13 protein-coding genes are annotated in these 15,281 nt (G+C 68.1%); 8 read left to right on the plus strand and 5 right to left on the minus strand.

The features are described 5' to 3' along the window. Positions 1-20: 20 nt before the first annotated feature. From GXW79_RS04810 to GXW79_RS04825, 4 genes are all read right to left on the minus strand, one after another. Positions 21-551, minus strand: coding sequence for a PRC-barrel domain-containing protein (locus GXW79_RS04810; protein ID WP_211873204.1), 531 nt, complete (start codon positions 549-551; stop codon positions 21-23). Between the two features lie 104 nt (positions 552-655). Continuing rightward, positions 656-1,063 (minus strand): hypothetical protein, encoded by a 408-nt coding sequence (locus GXW79_RS04815; RefSeq protein WP_211873205.1) that lies wholly within the window; start codon positions 1,061-1,063, stop codon positions 656-658. A gap of 3 nt (positions 1,064-1,066) precedes the next feature. Next, positions 1,067-1,372, minus strand: a complete 306-nt coding sequence (locus tag GXW79_RS04820; RefSeq protein WP_211873206.1) for a hypothetical protein — start codon at positions 1,370-1,372, stop codon at positions 1,067-1,069. A gap of 68 nt (positions 1,373-1,440) precedes the next feature. Continuing rightward, positions 1,441-3,111 carry a glycosyltransferase family 4 protein gene (locus GXW79_RS04825; RefSeq protein ID WP_211873207.1) on the minus strand — a complete coding sequence of 557 codons (1,671 nt, stop codon included), beginning with the start codon at positions 3,109-3,111 and terminating at the stop codon, positions 1,441-1,443. 106 nt (positions 3,112-3,217) lie between these two features. Here GXW79_RS04825 and zapE point away from each other — a divergent pair, with 106 nt between their 5' ends. From zapE to GXW79_RS04865, 8 genes are all read left to right on the plus strand, one after another. Beyond that, positions 3,218-4,387, plus strand: a complete 1,170-nt coding sequence (gene zapE / locus GXW79_RS04830) for a cell division protein ZapE (RefSeq protein ID WP_211873208.1) — start codon at positions 3,218-3,220, stop codon at positions 4,385-4,387. Between the two features lie 132 nt (positions 4,388-4,519). Continuing rightward, positions 4,520-5,101 carry a hypothetical protein gene (locus GXW79_RS04835; RefSeq protein WP_211873209.1) on the plus strand — a complete coding sequence of 194 codons (582 nt, stop codon included), beginning with the start codon at positions 4,520-4,522 and terminating at the stop codon, positions 5,099-5,101. Between the two features lie 165 nt (positions 5,102-5,266). Continuing rightward, positions 5,267-6,220, plus strand: coding sequence for a malate dehydrogenase (gene mdh / locus GXW79_RS04840; RefSeq protein WP_211873210.1), 954 nt, complete (start codon positions 5,267-5,269; stop codon positions 6,218-6,220). A 69-nt stretch (positions 6,221-6,289) separates the two neighbouring features. Next, positions 6,290-7,507: an ADP-forming succinate--CoA ligase subunit beta gene (gene sucC / locus GXW79_RS04845; protein ID WP_211873211.1), complete on the plus strand. Its 1,218-nt coding sequence runs from the start codon at positions 6,290-6,292 to the stop codon at positions 7,505-7,507. A gap of 3 nt (positions 7,508-7,510) precedes the next feature. After that, complete coding sequence (gene sucD / locus GXW79_RS04850) at positions 7,511-8,401, plus strand: succinate--CoA ligase subunit alpha (protein WP_211873212.1); 891 nt, start codon at positions 7,511-7,513, stop codon at positions 8,399-8,401. A 164-nt stretch (positions 8,402-8,565) separates the two neighbouring features. Further along, positions 8,566-11,430 (plus strand): 2-oxoglutarate dehydrogenase E1 component, encoded by a 2,865-nt coding sequence (locus tag GXW79_RS04855; protein WP_211873213.1) that lies wholly within the window; start codon positions 8,566-8,568, stop codon positions 11,428-11,430. Between the two features lie 29 nt (positions 11,431-11,459). Beyond that, entirely contained in the window at positions 11,460-12,737 is a 1,278-nt protein-coding gene (gene odhB / locus GXW79_RS04860) for a 2-oxoglutarate dehydrogenase complex dihydrolipoyllysine-residue succinyltransferase (protein WP_211873214.1), read from the plus strand. A gap of 96 nt (positions 12,738-12,833) precedes the next feature. After that, the gene (locus GXW79_RS04865; protein WP_211873215.1) at positions 12,834-14,150 is read left to right on the plus strand and encodes an MFS family transporter; all 1,317 of its coding nucleotides are present in this window, start codon (positions 12,834-12,836) and stop codon (positions 14,148-14,150) included. 168 nt (positions 14,151-14,318) lie between these two features. On the opposite strand, the gene GXW79_RS04870 is transcribed toward GXW79_RS04865, so the two are convergent. Further along, a complete protein-coding gene (locus GXW79_RS04870) occupies positions 14,319-15,281 on the minus strand; it encodes a tripartite tricarboxylate transporter substrate binding protein (RefSeq protein WP_211873216.1) in 963 nt (320 codons plus the stop codon).

A 15,281-nucleotide genomic window follows, 5' to 3' on the forward strand; every position in this document is an offset into this window, starting at 1 on the left:
AAATCGGCTGGCGGCCTTGTTCAGCTGCGCGACTGGTAGGTATAGGCCGGGCGCGCCTGGAGCGACTCCTTCGTCGCACCGTTGAGCATCCAGCGCTCGCGCTCGGTGTTGAAAGACAGCTCGCTCAGCGGCACCGCGACGAGGCGCGCGCCGATGCCGAGGAAGCCGCCGACGGACAGAATCGCCGTGGGAGCGCCGCCGCTGGCGTTGATGATCAGGTCCTCGATCTCGCCGATCGTCTCGTTGCGCTCATTGTGCACGTTGGCACCGATGATGCGGCTGGCGCGGTTGGTCGGGGTGCCGGTCACAGTGCCCGGAGAGGTCGCGGTGGTTGTCGTCGTCGTGGTCGTCGGGCGCGCCGTTGTGCCGGCGGTGCCAGGTGCCGCGGGCGCCGGATTGGCGGGCGACGCGGCCGGCGGCGGGTTGGTGTTGGCGCCGCCCGGGGCGGTCTGGCTGAAGGCGAGCATCGGCGCCGCGATCATGCCGGCGACGAGCGTGGCCGGCAGGATGATGCTGCGCTTGCTTGTCGAGATCTTTCTGTGCGACTTCATGGATGTTCTCCTTGGATGGGCCGGAAACAACCCGGCTGCGCTTTGAACCGTTTCCGCGCACTCCGGTTGCGGCGCGCGGAAACACGGATACGAGAAGCGCGCGCTCAGCGGCGGCGGCGGGCCAGCAGGATGTTTGTCAGGATGCTCCCCACGGAGACGGCCGGGCGCCACAGGGTCGACCCGAGAGCGCCGGGACCTACAGCCGCACGCACCATCTCGCGCCGGATCATCAGCGCCTCCTGGGCAACGGGATCGAAGCGCGGTCGCGCAAGCAGCAGGAAGAGACCGGCGATGACGAGATCAACGAGTGCGACCCCGCCCGCGGCACCGGCAGGACCGAGTGGCACCACCAGCAAATACCAGCCGGCGATGTGGATCATGATCAGCGCGCCGAGGCCGCAGACGGCGGCCACGGCGGTCAACGCGGCGCGGCGACCGAACGCCTCGCCGGTGCGCCTGAGCCGGAGCCCTTCGGCTTCCGCCGCAGCAGCAAGAAGCCGAAAGGTCCGCATGGCTCAGCGGCGCAGCAGGTGTGCGGTGATGAAGCCGGCGATCGCGGCCACGGCGAGGGCCGCGATCGGGCGCTCCTGCACGGTGTCGGACAGGCGGTTGGCCTGCTCGCGCACGGTCGCGGCGGCGTCGCCGGCCACGTTCTCGGCGCGGTCGACGATGCGGCTCACGGCCGGGGAGACGCGGTCGGACATCAGCGTCTCGACCTTCGCGCGCAGCGCGGAGATTTCCGCCTGGACGGTGTCCTTGGCAGCTTCGGCTGAGTTGCGCAGGTTTTCTTCGGTCTGGGTACCGGTCGTGTTCATGGCCATGGGGGCGAGCTCCAGGTTTGGATGGAAGGGGGTGTCGGTGACCGAAACGCCCTCACGCCGTAGTGGTTTCAAGTTGCGCGTGTGAGCAGGCCGAATTTCATCATCCAGCCGAGGCCGCGCATCACCTCCGCCGGTTCCAGGTTGGGACAGCGGCGTGCGAGGGCTGCGCCGTCCTGGGGCGCCTCCTCGAGTGCCGCGATGATGCAGGCGAGGCCGCCGCGCCCCGGCAGCATGCGGCCGAATGCCACCGCACTGCGCAGCGCGACGATTGCCTCGATCGTCGCGATCGTGGTGCCGGGCAACAGAGCGAAGCGATCCCCGGAGGCAAGGCGCGCGGTCGGGTATTCGGCGAACAGCGCGAAGGGATCCTGCGCGGCGGGGTTGGCCGGGCGGCCCGGCGCCACGGGCACGCGGGCGCCGCCTCGCGCGCGCATCGCCGCCAGCTCCGCGGCAAGGGCCAGGTATTGCGGCACGATGACGCGCCAGTCGAACAAGGCGCGCGCCCTGCGCTGGCCTGCCTCGCCCATCCGACGGCGCAGGGCGGGATCGCGCGCGAGGGTTGCAAAGGATTGGGCAAGGGCCGCGACGTCGAGCGCGGTGGACTGCGCGACGGCGGAGCAGTAGCGACCATAGCCGTCGACCGCCGCCTCGTGCCGGTAGCCGAGCATGTCGAGCGGCCCGGCCATGCAGGTCGCGACCGCGAAGCCGGTCTCGCCATGCACGACGGTGTCGCGGAACCCGTCCCAGTCCCCGGTCACGACCGGCAGCCCCGCCGCCATCGCCTCGACCGGGGCGATACCGAAGGTCTCCTGCACATTGTCCACCGGCAGGGTGAAGATGTCGGCGGCCGACCAGATCTCGCGCCGCACCCGCGGCTCGCGCCCGTCGAGCCGGTGGATGGTGATGCCGGGGCAGAGCGCGGCCGCGCCATCGGCGAACAGCGCGGATTGGACGTCGTTCTCGTACCAGCCGGCCAGCAGCAGGTGGAAGCGCTGCGCCGGCGCTTGGACCTGGGCTTCACGCAGCGCGATGAACAGCGGCAGCGGGTTGAACTTCGTCTCGTGACTGAAGCGCGCGACGCACAGCACCGCGACGTCGCCCTCCCCGATGCCGAGCTCGGCGCGCCAGGCGGCGCGGGCGACGGGCAGCGCCGCGAAACCCTCGGTCTCGACGCCGAGCGGCAGCACCGGCAGCTGCGGCCATTCGACGCGCGCCGCGCCGAATCGCTCGCGCAGGTAGGCGCTTTGCTCCTCCATCACGCGCGCGACCATCGCGCGGACCGCGCGTGAGGTGCAGATGATGGCATCCCAGGGCTGCACCGGGGCGGTAAGGTTGTCCGCCAGCGCGTTCATGACGCGGGTCGTCGCCGTGGTGTGGGTGATGCCGAGCAGGCTATGGCCATCCTGCCGCCGCCGTCGCCGCAGCCAGGCCTTGTCCGCGAGGCCGGGGCCGGGGATGAACAGGGTGCCGGCCTCGTCGAGCGGGGCGGGGTCTGCGGCGGTCACGGCGCGGGCGGGTAGCGCGGGGTTCAGCGCCGCGGCGTGGCGGATGAACGCCTCGCCATTGGCGCGGCCGCCGACCAGCCCGATGATCTCGGCAAGGCCGCCCTCGCAGACCAGCGCGAGGAAGAATTCCTCGCCGGCGACGCGACGGCCGAGCGGCTCCACGCCCTTCGTCGCGTAGCCGTCCGGGTGGTAGACCAGGGCGAAACGTGGCGCCGCGGGTGCGGGCAAGGTCACGGCGGAATTCCTCACGGGCGTTGGCGGCGGCAAGCTGCGGAGGCGACTGGCGCCTGTCAAACGCCCCTGGTTGTCGCGGGCCGGCAATGCGGCTATCCGCGCCGCCATGGATGCCGATACCCCCCCGAGCGCCGGCCCGAATTCCGGTCCTCTGGCTGCCTACCGCGCCCGCATCGCCGAGGGCGCGCTGAACGCCGACCCCGCCCAGGCGCAGGCGGCGGAGGTGCTGCAGGATCTGTGGCGCCGCACCCGCCACTACGACCCCAAGCCCGGCGTAGCCGCGGAGGAGGGCGGGCTGTTCGCCCGCTTCTTCCGCCGCAAGGCGATGGAGGAAGCGCCGCCCGACGCGCCGCACGGGTTGTACCTGGTCGGCGCCGTCGGGCGCGGCAAATCCATGCTGATGGACATGTTCTTCGCCACCGCCGAGGTGCCGCGCAAGCAGCGCCTGCACTTCCACCAGTTCATGCAGCAATGCCACCGCCGCATCCACGTCTGGAAGCAGCAGCATGGCGACGCGACGGACCCGATCCCGCCGCTGGCCGACGCCATCGCTGCCGATGGCGCGCTGCTGTGCTTCGACGAGTTCCAGGTGCACGACATCGTCGACGCGATGATCCTGGGCCGGCTGTTCGAGGCGCTGTTCCAGCGCGGCACGGTGGTGGTCGCGACCTCGAACACCGCGCCCGACGACCTGTTCAAGGGCAAGCCCGGCCGCGACGCCTTCCTGCCTTTCATCGCGCTGATCCAGCGGCATATCGACGTGGTGCACCTCGATGCCGCGCGCGACTATCGCCGCGAGCGCATCCGCGGCCTGCCGACCTGGCACAGCCCGGCCGATGGCCGCGCCGAGCGCGCGCTCGACGCCGCCTTCGCCGACCTCACGGGCGAGGCGCACGGCAAGCCCGACAGCCTGAGCCTGCTCGGCCGCACCATCGCGGTGCCGCAGGCGGCGCGCGGCGTCGCACGGTTCGATTTCGACGCGCTGTGCGGGCGCCCGCTCGGCCCAGCCGACTACCTGGCAATCGCCACCCATTTCCACACGCTGGTCGTCGACGGCATTCCCCGCCTGGGGCCGGAGAATTTCGACAAGGCGCGGCGCTTCATCACCCTGATCGACGCGCTGTACGAGCATCGCTGCAAGCTGGTCGCCTCCGCCGAGGCGACGCCGGACCTTCTCTATGAGCGCGGCGAGAACGCGGCGATGTTCGAACGCACGGCGTCGCGCCTGACGGAGATGCAGAGCCAGGATTACCTCGCGCTGCCGCATCTGACGTAATCCTGGCGCCGGCTGCGCAAGGATAGAGCAACCGCCACCCGGGCTCGTCTTTGCGAATGCGATGTAACGGCAATCCCTGCTTGCAACCGCTCACGCGATATGTCACCCGGTTACCAAGAGGGGGATCATCGTATGCGATTCATTCTATTGGCGCTTCTCTCCTGCGGCCTGGCGGGCGCGGCGAGTGCGGCTTCCGAGCGCGGGCGCGGCCAAGGCGTGAGCCAGCCCGGGCCGGTGCGGACGGCGACGGCGCCCGCCGCGATCTCCACCCGCGGCGCCGTCGCGCGGCAGGCCCATGGCGGCCGCCCGAGCGTGATGCAAACACCGCGTCACGCCGCCGGCCGCTACCACGCCGTGCCGCCGATGGCGCGCCAGATGAGCGGGCGTCGCCAGGCCGCGACACCGTTGTCGCGCCACGCCCGCGGCCAGTTCTCGCGACGCGGCAGCCTCTACGGCTCGCGCTTCGCACGCGGTCCGTACGGGCGCGCTGGGATGCGCGGCGGGTATTACCAGACCGCCTCCCGCGGCGGCTCGCACCACGCCGCCAGCTGCGGGCGCGGCCGGGGCGCGGTCCGCTGCGGCGGCGAGCGCCGCTTCGCCTGGCAGTCTGGCCTGCCGCAGGCCGCGGGCGTGCAGACCATCTCCTGCCCGACCGGTACGGTCGAGACGCCGGCGCATGGCCACACCACGATCATGCGCTGCCTGCCGATCTGACGCTTTCGGTCGGTGTTGCCAGAAAATCAGGCGCCTTCGGCGAAGCGCCCGCGCATGGCTGGGCCGCCCGTAACCCGGGCGCCTTGCCCGGCGTAGGGCCAGGGTCTAGTTAGGCGCGACCCCTATGTCGCCCTGGTTGAGGCCCTTTCAGAGAAGGATGCGGTGATGGCCCGCAAGAAAATTGCGCTGATCGGCGCTGGCAATATCGGCGGCACGCTTGCTCACCTGATTGGCCTGAAGGATCTGGGCGACGTCGTCATGTTCGACGTCTTCCCCGGCGTCGCCGCCGGCAAGGCGCTCGACATCATGCAGTCCGGCCCGGTGGACGGGTTCGACAGCGAGATGAAGGGCACCGGGGACTACGCAGATATCTCGGGCTCCGACGTTGTGATCGTCACGGCTGGCTTCCCGCGCATGCCGGGGATGAGCCGCGACGACCTGGTCGCCAAGAATGCCGGCGTGATCGCGACGGTCGCCGAGGGGATCAAGACGCATTGCCCCGACGCCTTCGTCATCGTCATCACCAACCCGCTCGATGCGATGGTGTGGGTGATGCAGCAGAAGTCGGGCCTGCCGCCGGAGAAGGTGGTCGGCATGGCCGGCGTGCTGGACTCCAGCCGCTTCCGCCTGTTCCTCGCCCATGAGTTCAACGTGAGCGTCGAGGACGTGACCGCCTTCGTGCTCGGCGGCCATGGCGACACGATGGTGCCGCTGACGCGCTACTCCACCGTCGCCGGCGTGCCGGTGCCCGACCTGATCAAGATGGGCTGGTCGACGCAGGAGAAGATCGACGCGATCGTCACGCGAACCGCCAATGGCGGCGGCGAGATCGTGAAGCTCCTGGAGAAGGGCTCCGCCTTCTATGCGCCGGCGGCCTCGGCCATCGCGATGGCCGAGAGCTACCTCAAGGACAAGAAGCGCGTGCTGCCCGCCGCCGCCTGGCTGTCCGGCCAGTACGGCATCGACGGCATGTATGTCGGCGTTCCCGTCGTGATCGGCGCCGGCGGCGTCGAGCGCATCCTGGAGGTGGAATTCACCCCTGCCGAGGATGCCGCCTTCAAGAAATCCTGCGCCGCGGTGCAGGAACTGATCGACGCTTCGAAAAAGCTGGTCGGCTGATCGGCCACGCGGCCCGGGGAGCCTCCCCGGGCCGCTTTCGCATCCCGTACCCGTGACGGAGCTCGCCGCATGAACATCCATGAATACCAGGGCAAGGAGCTGCTGCGCCGCTACGGCGTCGCGGTGCTCGAAGGCCATATCGCGTGGAATGCGGATGAGGCCGCCGCGGCGGCCGAGAAGCTGCCCGGCCCCATCTACGTGGTGAAGTCGCAGATCCACGCCGGCGGCCGCGGTGCCGGCCGCTTCGCCGAGGACCCGCAGGGCAAGGGCGGCGTCCGGCTCGCCAAATCGGTCGAGGAAGCGCGCGCCGCTGCCGAGGCGATGATCGGCAAGACGCTGGTCACCAAGCAGACCGGCCCGGCCGGCAAGCTCGTCTCCCGCGTCTATGTCGAGGCAGGCTGCGACATCGCGCGCGAGCTGTACCTGGGCCTGCTGGTCGACCGCGAGACCGCGCGCGTCACCATCATGGCCTCGACCGAAGGTGGCATGGAGATCGAGGAGGTGGCCGAGCACCACCCCGAGAAGATCCTCAAGGTCGCGATCGACCCGGCCGCCGGGTTTTCTCCCTTCCAGGCGCGAAAACTCGCCTTCGGCCTCGGGCTCGAAGGCGGCCAGGTGCGCAGCTTCGAGAAGTTCGTCGCCTCGCTCACCCGCGCCTTCCACGAGCTCGACTGCGCCATCGTCGAGATCAACCCGCTGGTGGTCACGAAGGCCGGCGAGATCGTCGCACTGGATGCCAAGGTCTCCTTCGACGACAACGCGCTGTTCCGCCACAAGGATCTGGAGGCGCTCCGCGATGATTCCGAGATGGACCCGAAGGAGCTCGACGCGGTCAAGAACGACCTGAACTACGTGGCGCTGGACGGCGAGATCGGCTGCATGGTCAACGGCGCCGGGCTCGCGATGGCGACGATGGACATCATCAAGCTGTACGGGTCCTCGCCGGCGAACTTCCTCGATGTCGGCGGCACGGCGAACGCGGCGCGGGTGACGGAAGCCTTCCGCATCATCACCTCGGACGTCAACGTGAAGGCCATCCTGGTCAACATCTTCGGCGGCATCGCCAAGTGCGACATGATCGCCGCCGGCATCGTCGAGGCTTCGAAGACGCTGCACTTGTCCGTTCCCTTGGTCGTCCGGCTGGAGGGCACCAACGTCGAGCTCGGCAAGAAGATCCTGGCCGAGAGCGGCTTGGCCATCATTCCCGCTGACAACCTCGCCGACGCCGCGCGCAAGGTCGTCGCCGCGGTCAACGAAGCGCGCGTCTCCGGCGCGACGGGAGCCTGAACCATGTCCGTTCTCGTCGACAAGAACACTCGCGTCATGACCCAGGGTTTTACGGGCGCCCAGGGCACCTTCCACGCCGAGCAGGGCATCGCCTACGGCTCGAACTACGTGGGCGGCGTCACGCCGGGCAAGGGCGGCACCACCCATATCGGTCTGCCGGTGTTCAACACGGTGGCCGAATGCGTGGCCGCCACGGGTGCGAACGCCTCCGTCATCTACGTGCCGCCGCCGTTTGCCGCCGACGCCATCCTCGAGGCGATCGACGCCAAGCTGCCGCTGATCATCTGCATCACCGAGGGCATCCCGGTGCTGGACATGGTGCGCGTGAAGCGCGCCTTGTGCGGCACGGACTCCATCCTCGTCGGCCCGAACTGCCCCGGCGTCATCACCCCCGACGCCTGCAAGATCGGCATCATGCCGGGCCATATCCACCGCCGCGGCTCGGTGGGCATCGTCTCGCGCTCCGGCACGCTCACCTATGAGGCGGTCGCCCAGACCACCGCGGCCGGCCTCGGCCAGTCCACCTGCGTGGGCATCGGCGGCGACCCGGTGAAGGGCATCGATTTCATCGACGTGCTGAAGTTGTTTCTGGCCGATGACGAGACCAAGTCCATCATCATGATCGGTGAGATCGGCGGCCAGGCGGAGATCCTCGGGGCGGAATACCTCGCGCGGGAGAATTTCGGCCCCGGCAAGCCGAACAAGCCGGTTGTGGGCTTCATCGCGGGTGCGACGGCGCCTCCGGGCCGCCGCATGGGCCATGCGGGGGCGGTGATTTCGGGCGGCAAGGATACGGCCGAGGCGAAGATGGATGCGATGCGCGCCGCAGGCATCCATGTTGCCGAAAGCCCGGCGGCACTTGGTTCGACGATGGTCAAGGCGTTGGCAGGGTAAGCAAGACTGGGGGAAAAGAATTCCCCCCGCAAACGTATACGTTTACGCCCCAAATCTTTTATTTTTATCTATTGGTGCTACCTCACGGCCAGCACCAAAAAATCAAAAATAAAAGAATGGGGTTCGGGGAAATTCTTTTCCCGGACTTTTTTGTGGAGGACTAAATGGCTGGAGTGGACATCCTCGCGACGGTAATGAACGGCGCCAACGCCGCCTTCCTCGCGGACCTCTACGCGCGTTGGGCGGAAAACCCCGACAGCGTCGACCCCTCCTTCCAGGAATTGTTTGCCGCCCTGAACGACGAGGCCCGCTCCGTCCTCACCGACGCCTCGGGCGCCTCCTGGGCGCCTCGCCCGCGCGGAGGCTTTGGCGAGCCGCCCGAGCCGAAGAAGCCCGCTGCGAAGGGCGCCGCCGAAGCTGACCCGGAGGCCACCCGCCGCGCCGTTCTCGATTCCATCCGCGCGCTGATGCTGATCCGCAGCTACCGCGTCCGCGGACATCTGATGGCGCAGCTCGACCCGCTCGGCTTGCAGAAGATCAAGCTCCACCCGGAGCTCGATCCCAAGAGCTACGGGTTTGCCGACGAGGACATGGACCGCCCGATCTTCCTCGACATGGTGCTGGGCAAGGAAGCCGCGTCCCTTCGCGAGATCCTCGCGATCTGCCGCGCCAGCTATTGCGGCCCGATCGGCGTCGAGTTCATGCACATCCAGGATCCCGAGCAGAAATCCTGGATCCAGCGCCGCATCGAGGGCGCGCCCTGGCTGACGGCCTTCGACACCAACGCCAAGCGCCAGATCCTGCAGCAGCTGACCGAGGCGGAGGGGTTTGAATCCTTCTGCGCGAAGAAATACGCGACGACGAAGCGCTTTGGCCTCGAAGGCGGCGAGACCACGATCAATGCGGTGCAGACCGTGATCGAGGTATGCGCTGCCAAGGGCGTGAAGGAGATCGCGATCGGCATGGCCCATCGCGGCCGCCTGAACACGCTCGTCAATGTGGTGAAGAAGCCCTTCACCCAGGTCTTTTCGGAATTCCGCGGCTCGTCGACCACGCCCGATGACGTGCAGGGCTCCGGCGACGTGAAGTACCACCTCGGCACCTCGACCGACCTCGAGATCTCCGGGCAGATGGTGCACCTGTCGCTGCAGCCGAATCCCTCGCATCTTGAAGCGGTTGACCCGGTGGTGATGGGCAAGGTGCGCGCGCGCCAGGACATGGCGGGCGACACGGTCGGCCGGCGCTCCGTCATGGGTATCCTGCTGCATGGCGACGCGGCGTTTGCCGGCCAGGGCCTGGTCTATGAGACGATGGCGATGAGCCAGCTCATCGGCTATCGCACCGGCGGCACGGTCCACATCATTACCAACAACCAGATCGGCTTCACCACCGTCCCGGCGCATGCCTATTCGGGCCTGTACTGCACCGACATCGCCAAGGCGATCCAGGCGCCCATCCTGCACGTGAACGGCGACGACCCGGAGGCCGTGGTCTTCTGCGCGCGCATGTGCGCCGAGTTCCGCATGCAGTTCGGCGCCGACATCGTGCTCGACATCGTCTGCTACCGTCGCCACGGCCACAACGAGACCGACGAGCCCGCCTTCACCCAGCCCATCATGTATGCCCGCATCCGCGAGATGCAGACCACGCGCACCTTGTATGCGGAGCGGCTGGCCAAGGAAGGCTCGGTGCCGGCCGAGGAGAGCAAGGCGATCAACGACGCCTTCTGGGGCCAGCTCGACGACGCCTTCCAGGCCGCGCAGAGCTTCAAGCCGAACAAGGCGGATTGGCTGGAGGGCCACTGGTCGGGCCTGAAGCCCGCCGGATCCGATGCAGAGGAGAAGGACGAGCCGACCGCGATTCCGCTGGAGACGCTGCGCGAAGTCGGCGCCGCGCTCGCCCGCGTGCCGGCCGATTTCAACGCCAACCCCAAGATCATTCGCCAGCTCGAAGCCAAGAAGCAGGCGATCGAGACCGGCGAGGGCATCGACTGGTCCACCGGCGAGGCGCTGGCCTTCGGCACGCTGCTGCTCGACGGCCACCGGGTGCGCCTTTCGGGCGAGGACGTGCAGCGCGGCACCTTCTCTCAGCGCCACTCCGTGTTGACCGACCAGGTGACCCAGGCCGACTATGTGCCGCTGAACAACATCCGCGAGGGCCAGACGCGGTTCGAGGCGTTCAACTCCCTGCTCTCGGAAATGGGCGTGCTCGGCTTCGACTACGGCTATTCGCTCGCGGACCCGAACACGCTGGTGTTGTGGGAAGCGCAGTTCGGCGATTTCGCGAACGGCGCGCAGGTGATCATCGACCAGTTCATCGCATCCGGCGAGACCAAGTGGCTGCGCATGTCCGGCCTCGTGATGCTGCTGCCGCATGGCTATGAAGGGCAGGGGCCGGAGCATTCCTCGGCGCGGTATGAGCGCTACCTGCAGCTCTGCGCCGAGCGGAACATGCGCGTGGGCAACATCACCACGCCGGCGAACTACTTCCACGCGCTACGCCGCCAGCTGCGCGCGAACTACCGCAAGCCGCTGATCCTGATGACGCCGAAATCCCTGCTCCGCCACAAACTCGCGGTCAGCAAGCTGGAGGATTTCGGCCCCGGGACCGCCTTCCGCCTGGTGCTGCCGGAAACCGACGAACTGGTGGCACCCTCGGAGGTCAAGCGCGTGGTCCTGTGCTCCGGCAAGGTCTATTACGACCTGCTGGCCGAGCGTCGCGACAAGGGCGTGAAGGACGTCGCGCTGATCCGGCTGGAGCAGCTGCACCCTTTCCCGCGCATCAGCCTCGCGCGCACGCTGACGCCCTACACCAACGCCGAGGTCATCTGGTGCCAGGAGGAGCCTGAGAACATGGGCGGCTGGACCTTCGTGGACCGGCGCATCGAGAAGGTCTTGGGCGCGCTCGACATCAAGGCCAAGCGGCCGGTCTATGTCGGGCGCGAGGAAGCGGCGAGCCCGGCGACGGGCCTCGCCAAGATTCATGCGGCGCAGCAGGAAGCCCTGGTGCGGAAAGCGCTCGGGCTGTGACCGCGCGGCTCAGAAAAGGCGAATAGACAATGGCGACCGATATCCTTGTGCCCAGCCTGGGCGAGAGCGTGTCCAGTGCGACCGTCGCACGCTGGCTGAAGAAGGTGGGCGAGAGCGTCACCGCGGACGAGCCGCTGGTCGAGCTCGAGACAGACAAGGTCACGGTGGAAGTCCCTGCCCCCGCCGGCGGCGTGATCGAGAGCCTCTCGGCGCAGGAGGGTGCGGAGGTCAGCGCTGGCTCCGTGCTCGGCACCATCGCAGCCGGTACGGGTGCCGCGGCCAATGGTGCGGCGAAACCCGCGGCCCCCGCCGCGGCTGCCCCGGTGCCGGCGAAGACCGAGCCGGTGCGGGCGCCCTCGGGTCCCGTCGCGGTTCCGGGCGGCCCCTCGCCGCGCGCCGAGGCGGCACCCACCTCCGCCGCACCGGCGCATGCGCCGTTGCCCGCCGCCGCCAAGATGATGGCCGACAACAACGTCAACGCCGAGCAGGTCGGCCAGGGCTCCGCCAAGGATGGCCGTATCGCCAAGGGCGATGTCGCCGCCTTCCTTGCGCGCCCGGCCGCTCCCGCCGGCGCCCCGGTCGCCGCGAAGGCGCCGCGCGCCCTGGAGAATGGCGAGGAGCGGGTGAAGATGACGCGCCTGCGCGCGACCATCGCGCGCCGCCTGAAGGAGGCCCAGAACACCGCCGCCATGCTCACCACCTTCAACGAGGTGGATATGGGCGCTGCGATGGCGCTGCGCACCGAATACAAGGAGGTGTTCGAGAAGAAGCACGGCGTGAAGCTCGGCTTCATGTCCTTCTTCGTGAAGGCCTGCGTGGCAGCACTCCAGGAATTCCCCGCCGTGAACGCCGAGATCGACGGCGACGACGTGGTCTACAAGCACTTCATCCACATGGGCATCGCGGTGGGTGGGCCCTCCGGCCTGGTCGTGCCCGTGCTCAAGAACGCGCAGGACCTCAGCTTCGCGGGCATCGAGAAGACCATCGGCGCCTATGGCAAGAAGGCGCGCGACGGCGGGCTGAAGCTCGAGGACCTGTCGGGCGGCAGCTTCACCATCACCAATGGCGGCATCTACGGGTCGCTCATGTCCACGCCGATCCTGAACCCGCCGCAGTCTGGCATCCTGGGCATGCACAAGATCCAGGACCGCGCGATGGTGGTCGGCGGCAAGATCGAAATCCGCCCGATGATGTACCTCGCACTCAGCTACGACCACCGCATCGTCGACGGCAAGGAGGCGGTGAGCTTCCTGGTGCGCGTGAAGGAAAGCATCGAGGATCCGCGCCGGCTGATGCTGGACCTCTAAGCGGCGGCGAGGCCGGGGGATGCATTCCCCCGGCTCGATCGTCGGGCAGCCGTATGCGCGCTCGTGCGTTGATTTGTCAGCCACGGGAGAACCAGCATGTCCAGCATCGCCGATGCCAGTGCCATCAGCGGCGAGCACGAAACCCGGCGGCGGGTGGTGGCGATCGTCGCCAGCTCCTCGGGCAATCTCGTCGAGTGGTATGATTTCTACGTCTACTCCTTCTTCTCGCTGTATTTTGCGCATGCGTTTTTCCCAGCCTCAGATCCCACGGTGCAGCTGCTCAGCGCAGCGGGGGTCTTCGCGGCGGGGTTCCTGATGCGCCCGATCGGCGGGTGGCTGTTCGGCATGCTCGCGGATCGGCGCGGGCGCAAATTTTCCATGATGCTCTCGGTGCTGATGATGTGCGGGGGCTCGCTCATGATCGCCGTGCTGCCGACCTATGACAGCATCGGCATCGCCGCACCCGCGTTGCTGCTGCTGGCGCGGCTGCTGCAGGGGCTGTCGGTCGGCGGAGAATACGGCACCTCCGCCACCTACATGAGCGAGGTGGCCGGCAGCCATAATCGCGGCTTCTTCTCGTCCTTCCAGTACGTGACGCTGATCGGCGGGCAGTTGCTGGCGGTGTTGGTGGCCGTGGCGCTGGAGCAGAGCGTGGGCGAGCAGGCGCTGCGCGACTGGGCCTGGCGCATTCCCTTCCTCATTGGCGCCGCGGCCGCTTTGGTGGCGTTGTTCCTGCGCCGCAGCCTGCACGAGACGGGCGATGCGACCACGCTGGCGCGCAAGGATGCGGGGACGCTGCGTGCGCTGATCGCGCATCCGCGTTCGGTGCTGGTGACACTGGGCATCACAGCCGGCGGCAGCCTGATCTTCTATACGTTCACCACCTACATGCAGAAGTATTTGGTCAACACGGTCGGCTATCCGGCCAAGCAGGCCAGCGTGATGATGCTGGTTGCGCTGTTCGTCTACATGCTGATGCAGCCGCTGTTCGGCGCGCTGTCGGACCGCATCGGCCGGCGGCCGCAGATGCTGGCCTTCGGCGTGCTGGGCACGCTGGCGGTGCTGCCGCTGATGACGGCGATTTCGGGCAGCGGCGGCCAGCCGGTTCTCAGCGTCTGCCTGGTGCTGGCAGCGCTGGCGATCGTGAGCCTCTACACCTCGATCAGCGGCGTGGTGAAGGCGGAACTCTTCCCCGCCCAGGTGCGGGCGTTGGGCGTGGGGTTCTGCTACGCGATCGCGAACGCGATGTTCGGCGGCACCGCCGAATATGTCGGCCTGAACTTCAAGGCGCATGGGATCGAGAGCGGCTTCTACTGGTACGTGGCGGCGATGATGGCGATCGTGCTGGTGGCCACGATCGCGATGCCTGATCCGCGCAGGTTGGGGCATATGGAAGCAGCGCCGCCCCGGTAGAAAAGCATGGGGGAAATGAATTTCCCCAAAGCCCCATTCTTTCTTTTTTATCGTTGGGAATGCCGCGCGGACGACGTTGATCTGGCATGAGTGTGCCACTTGCGAACGGCCACCAAGGAATCAAAAATCAAAGAATGCGTCTGGGGAAATTCTTTTCCCCAGCCTTTCTCAGTCGATGCTGAGGTTCAGTCGCGCCACCCATTCCCGCTCATACGCCACCCTCTCTACCACGAAGGCCAAGTACTCCGCTGGCCCGAGATACTCGCGCGGCATGTCCCAGCGCCGCACGATCGCCTGCGCGCTCTCATCCTCCCAGGCTTTCTTGAAGCTGCGGTGGAGGATATCCACGACCTCCGGCGCCATGCCCTTGGGTCCTGCGACGCCATAGGGCGAGGTCACCACCATGTCGTGCCCCAGCTCGCGCAGCGTCGGGGCGTTGGGGAAGCCGCCCAGCCGGTCTCGCGTCCAGACGCTGAGCAGGCGGAACTCGCCGCTTTCCACCTGCGGGCGCCAGGATTGCGCGTCCGCGACCATGTCGATCTGACGGCCGAGCAGTGCGGTCACGCCTTCCTGCGCGCCGCGAAACGGCACGTGCAGCATCTCCGCGCCGACGCGGCGCAGCAGGTCCTCCATCGCGATGTGGTTCGAGGTTGCGATGCCGCTGGTCGAATAGGTCATCCGGCCGGGGTTGCGCTTCGCGGCTTCGAAGAATTCGGCCAGCGTCCGGTGCGGGCTGTCGGCGCGCACCACCGTACCGAAGGTGAAGCCGGAGAACTGCATGATGTAGGTGAAGTCGGCCACCGGGTCCCAGCTCGGCTGCCGGGTCAGGAAGGGGTGGCGCAGGATGGACAGATGCTGGTGCGCCAGCGTGTAGCCGTCGGGCCTCGCCTGCTGCACTAAGAACTGCGCCGCCATGGTGCCGCGCGCGCCCGGCCGGTTCTCGCTGACGATCGGCTGGCCGAGGTCGCGTCCCACCACCTCGAACATGGTGCGCTGGAGCGCGTCGAGCGAGCCGCCCGGCGGCCAGGGCGTGAGGAAGCGGATCGGCCGGTCGGGAAAGCGTGGCTGGGCGAGGGCGGGCGTCGCCAGCGCCAAGCCGGCCAAAGCCGCACGGCGGGTGAAGACTGCCAT

The organism is Plastoroseomonas arctica, assembly GCF_018128965.1.
GTDB classification, from domain to species: Bacteria; Pseudomonadota; Alphaproteobacteria; order Acetobacterales; family Acetobacteraceae; genus Plastoroseomonas; species Plastoroseomonas arctica.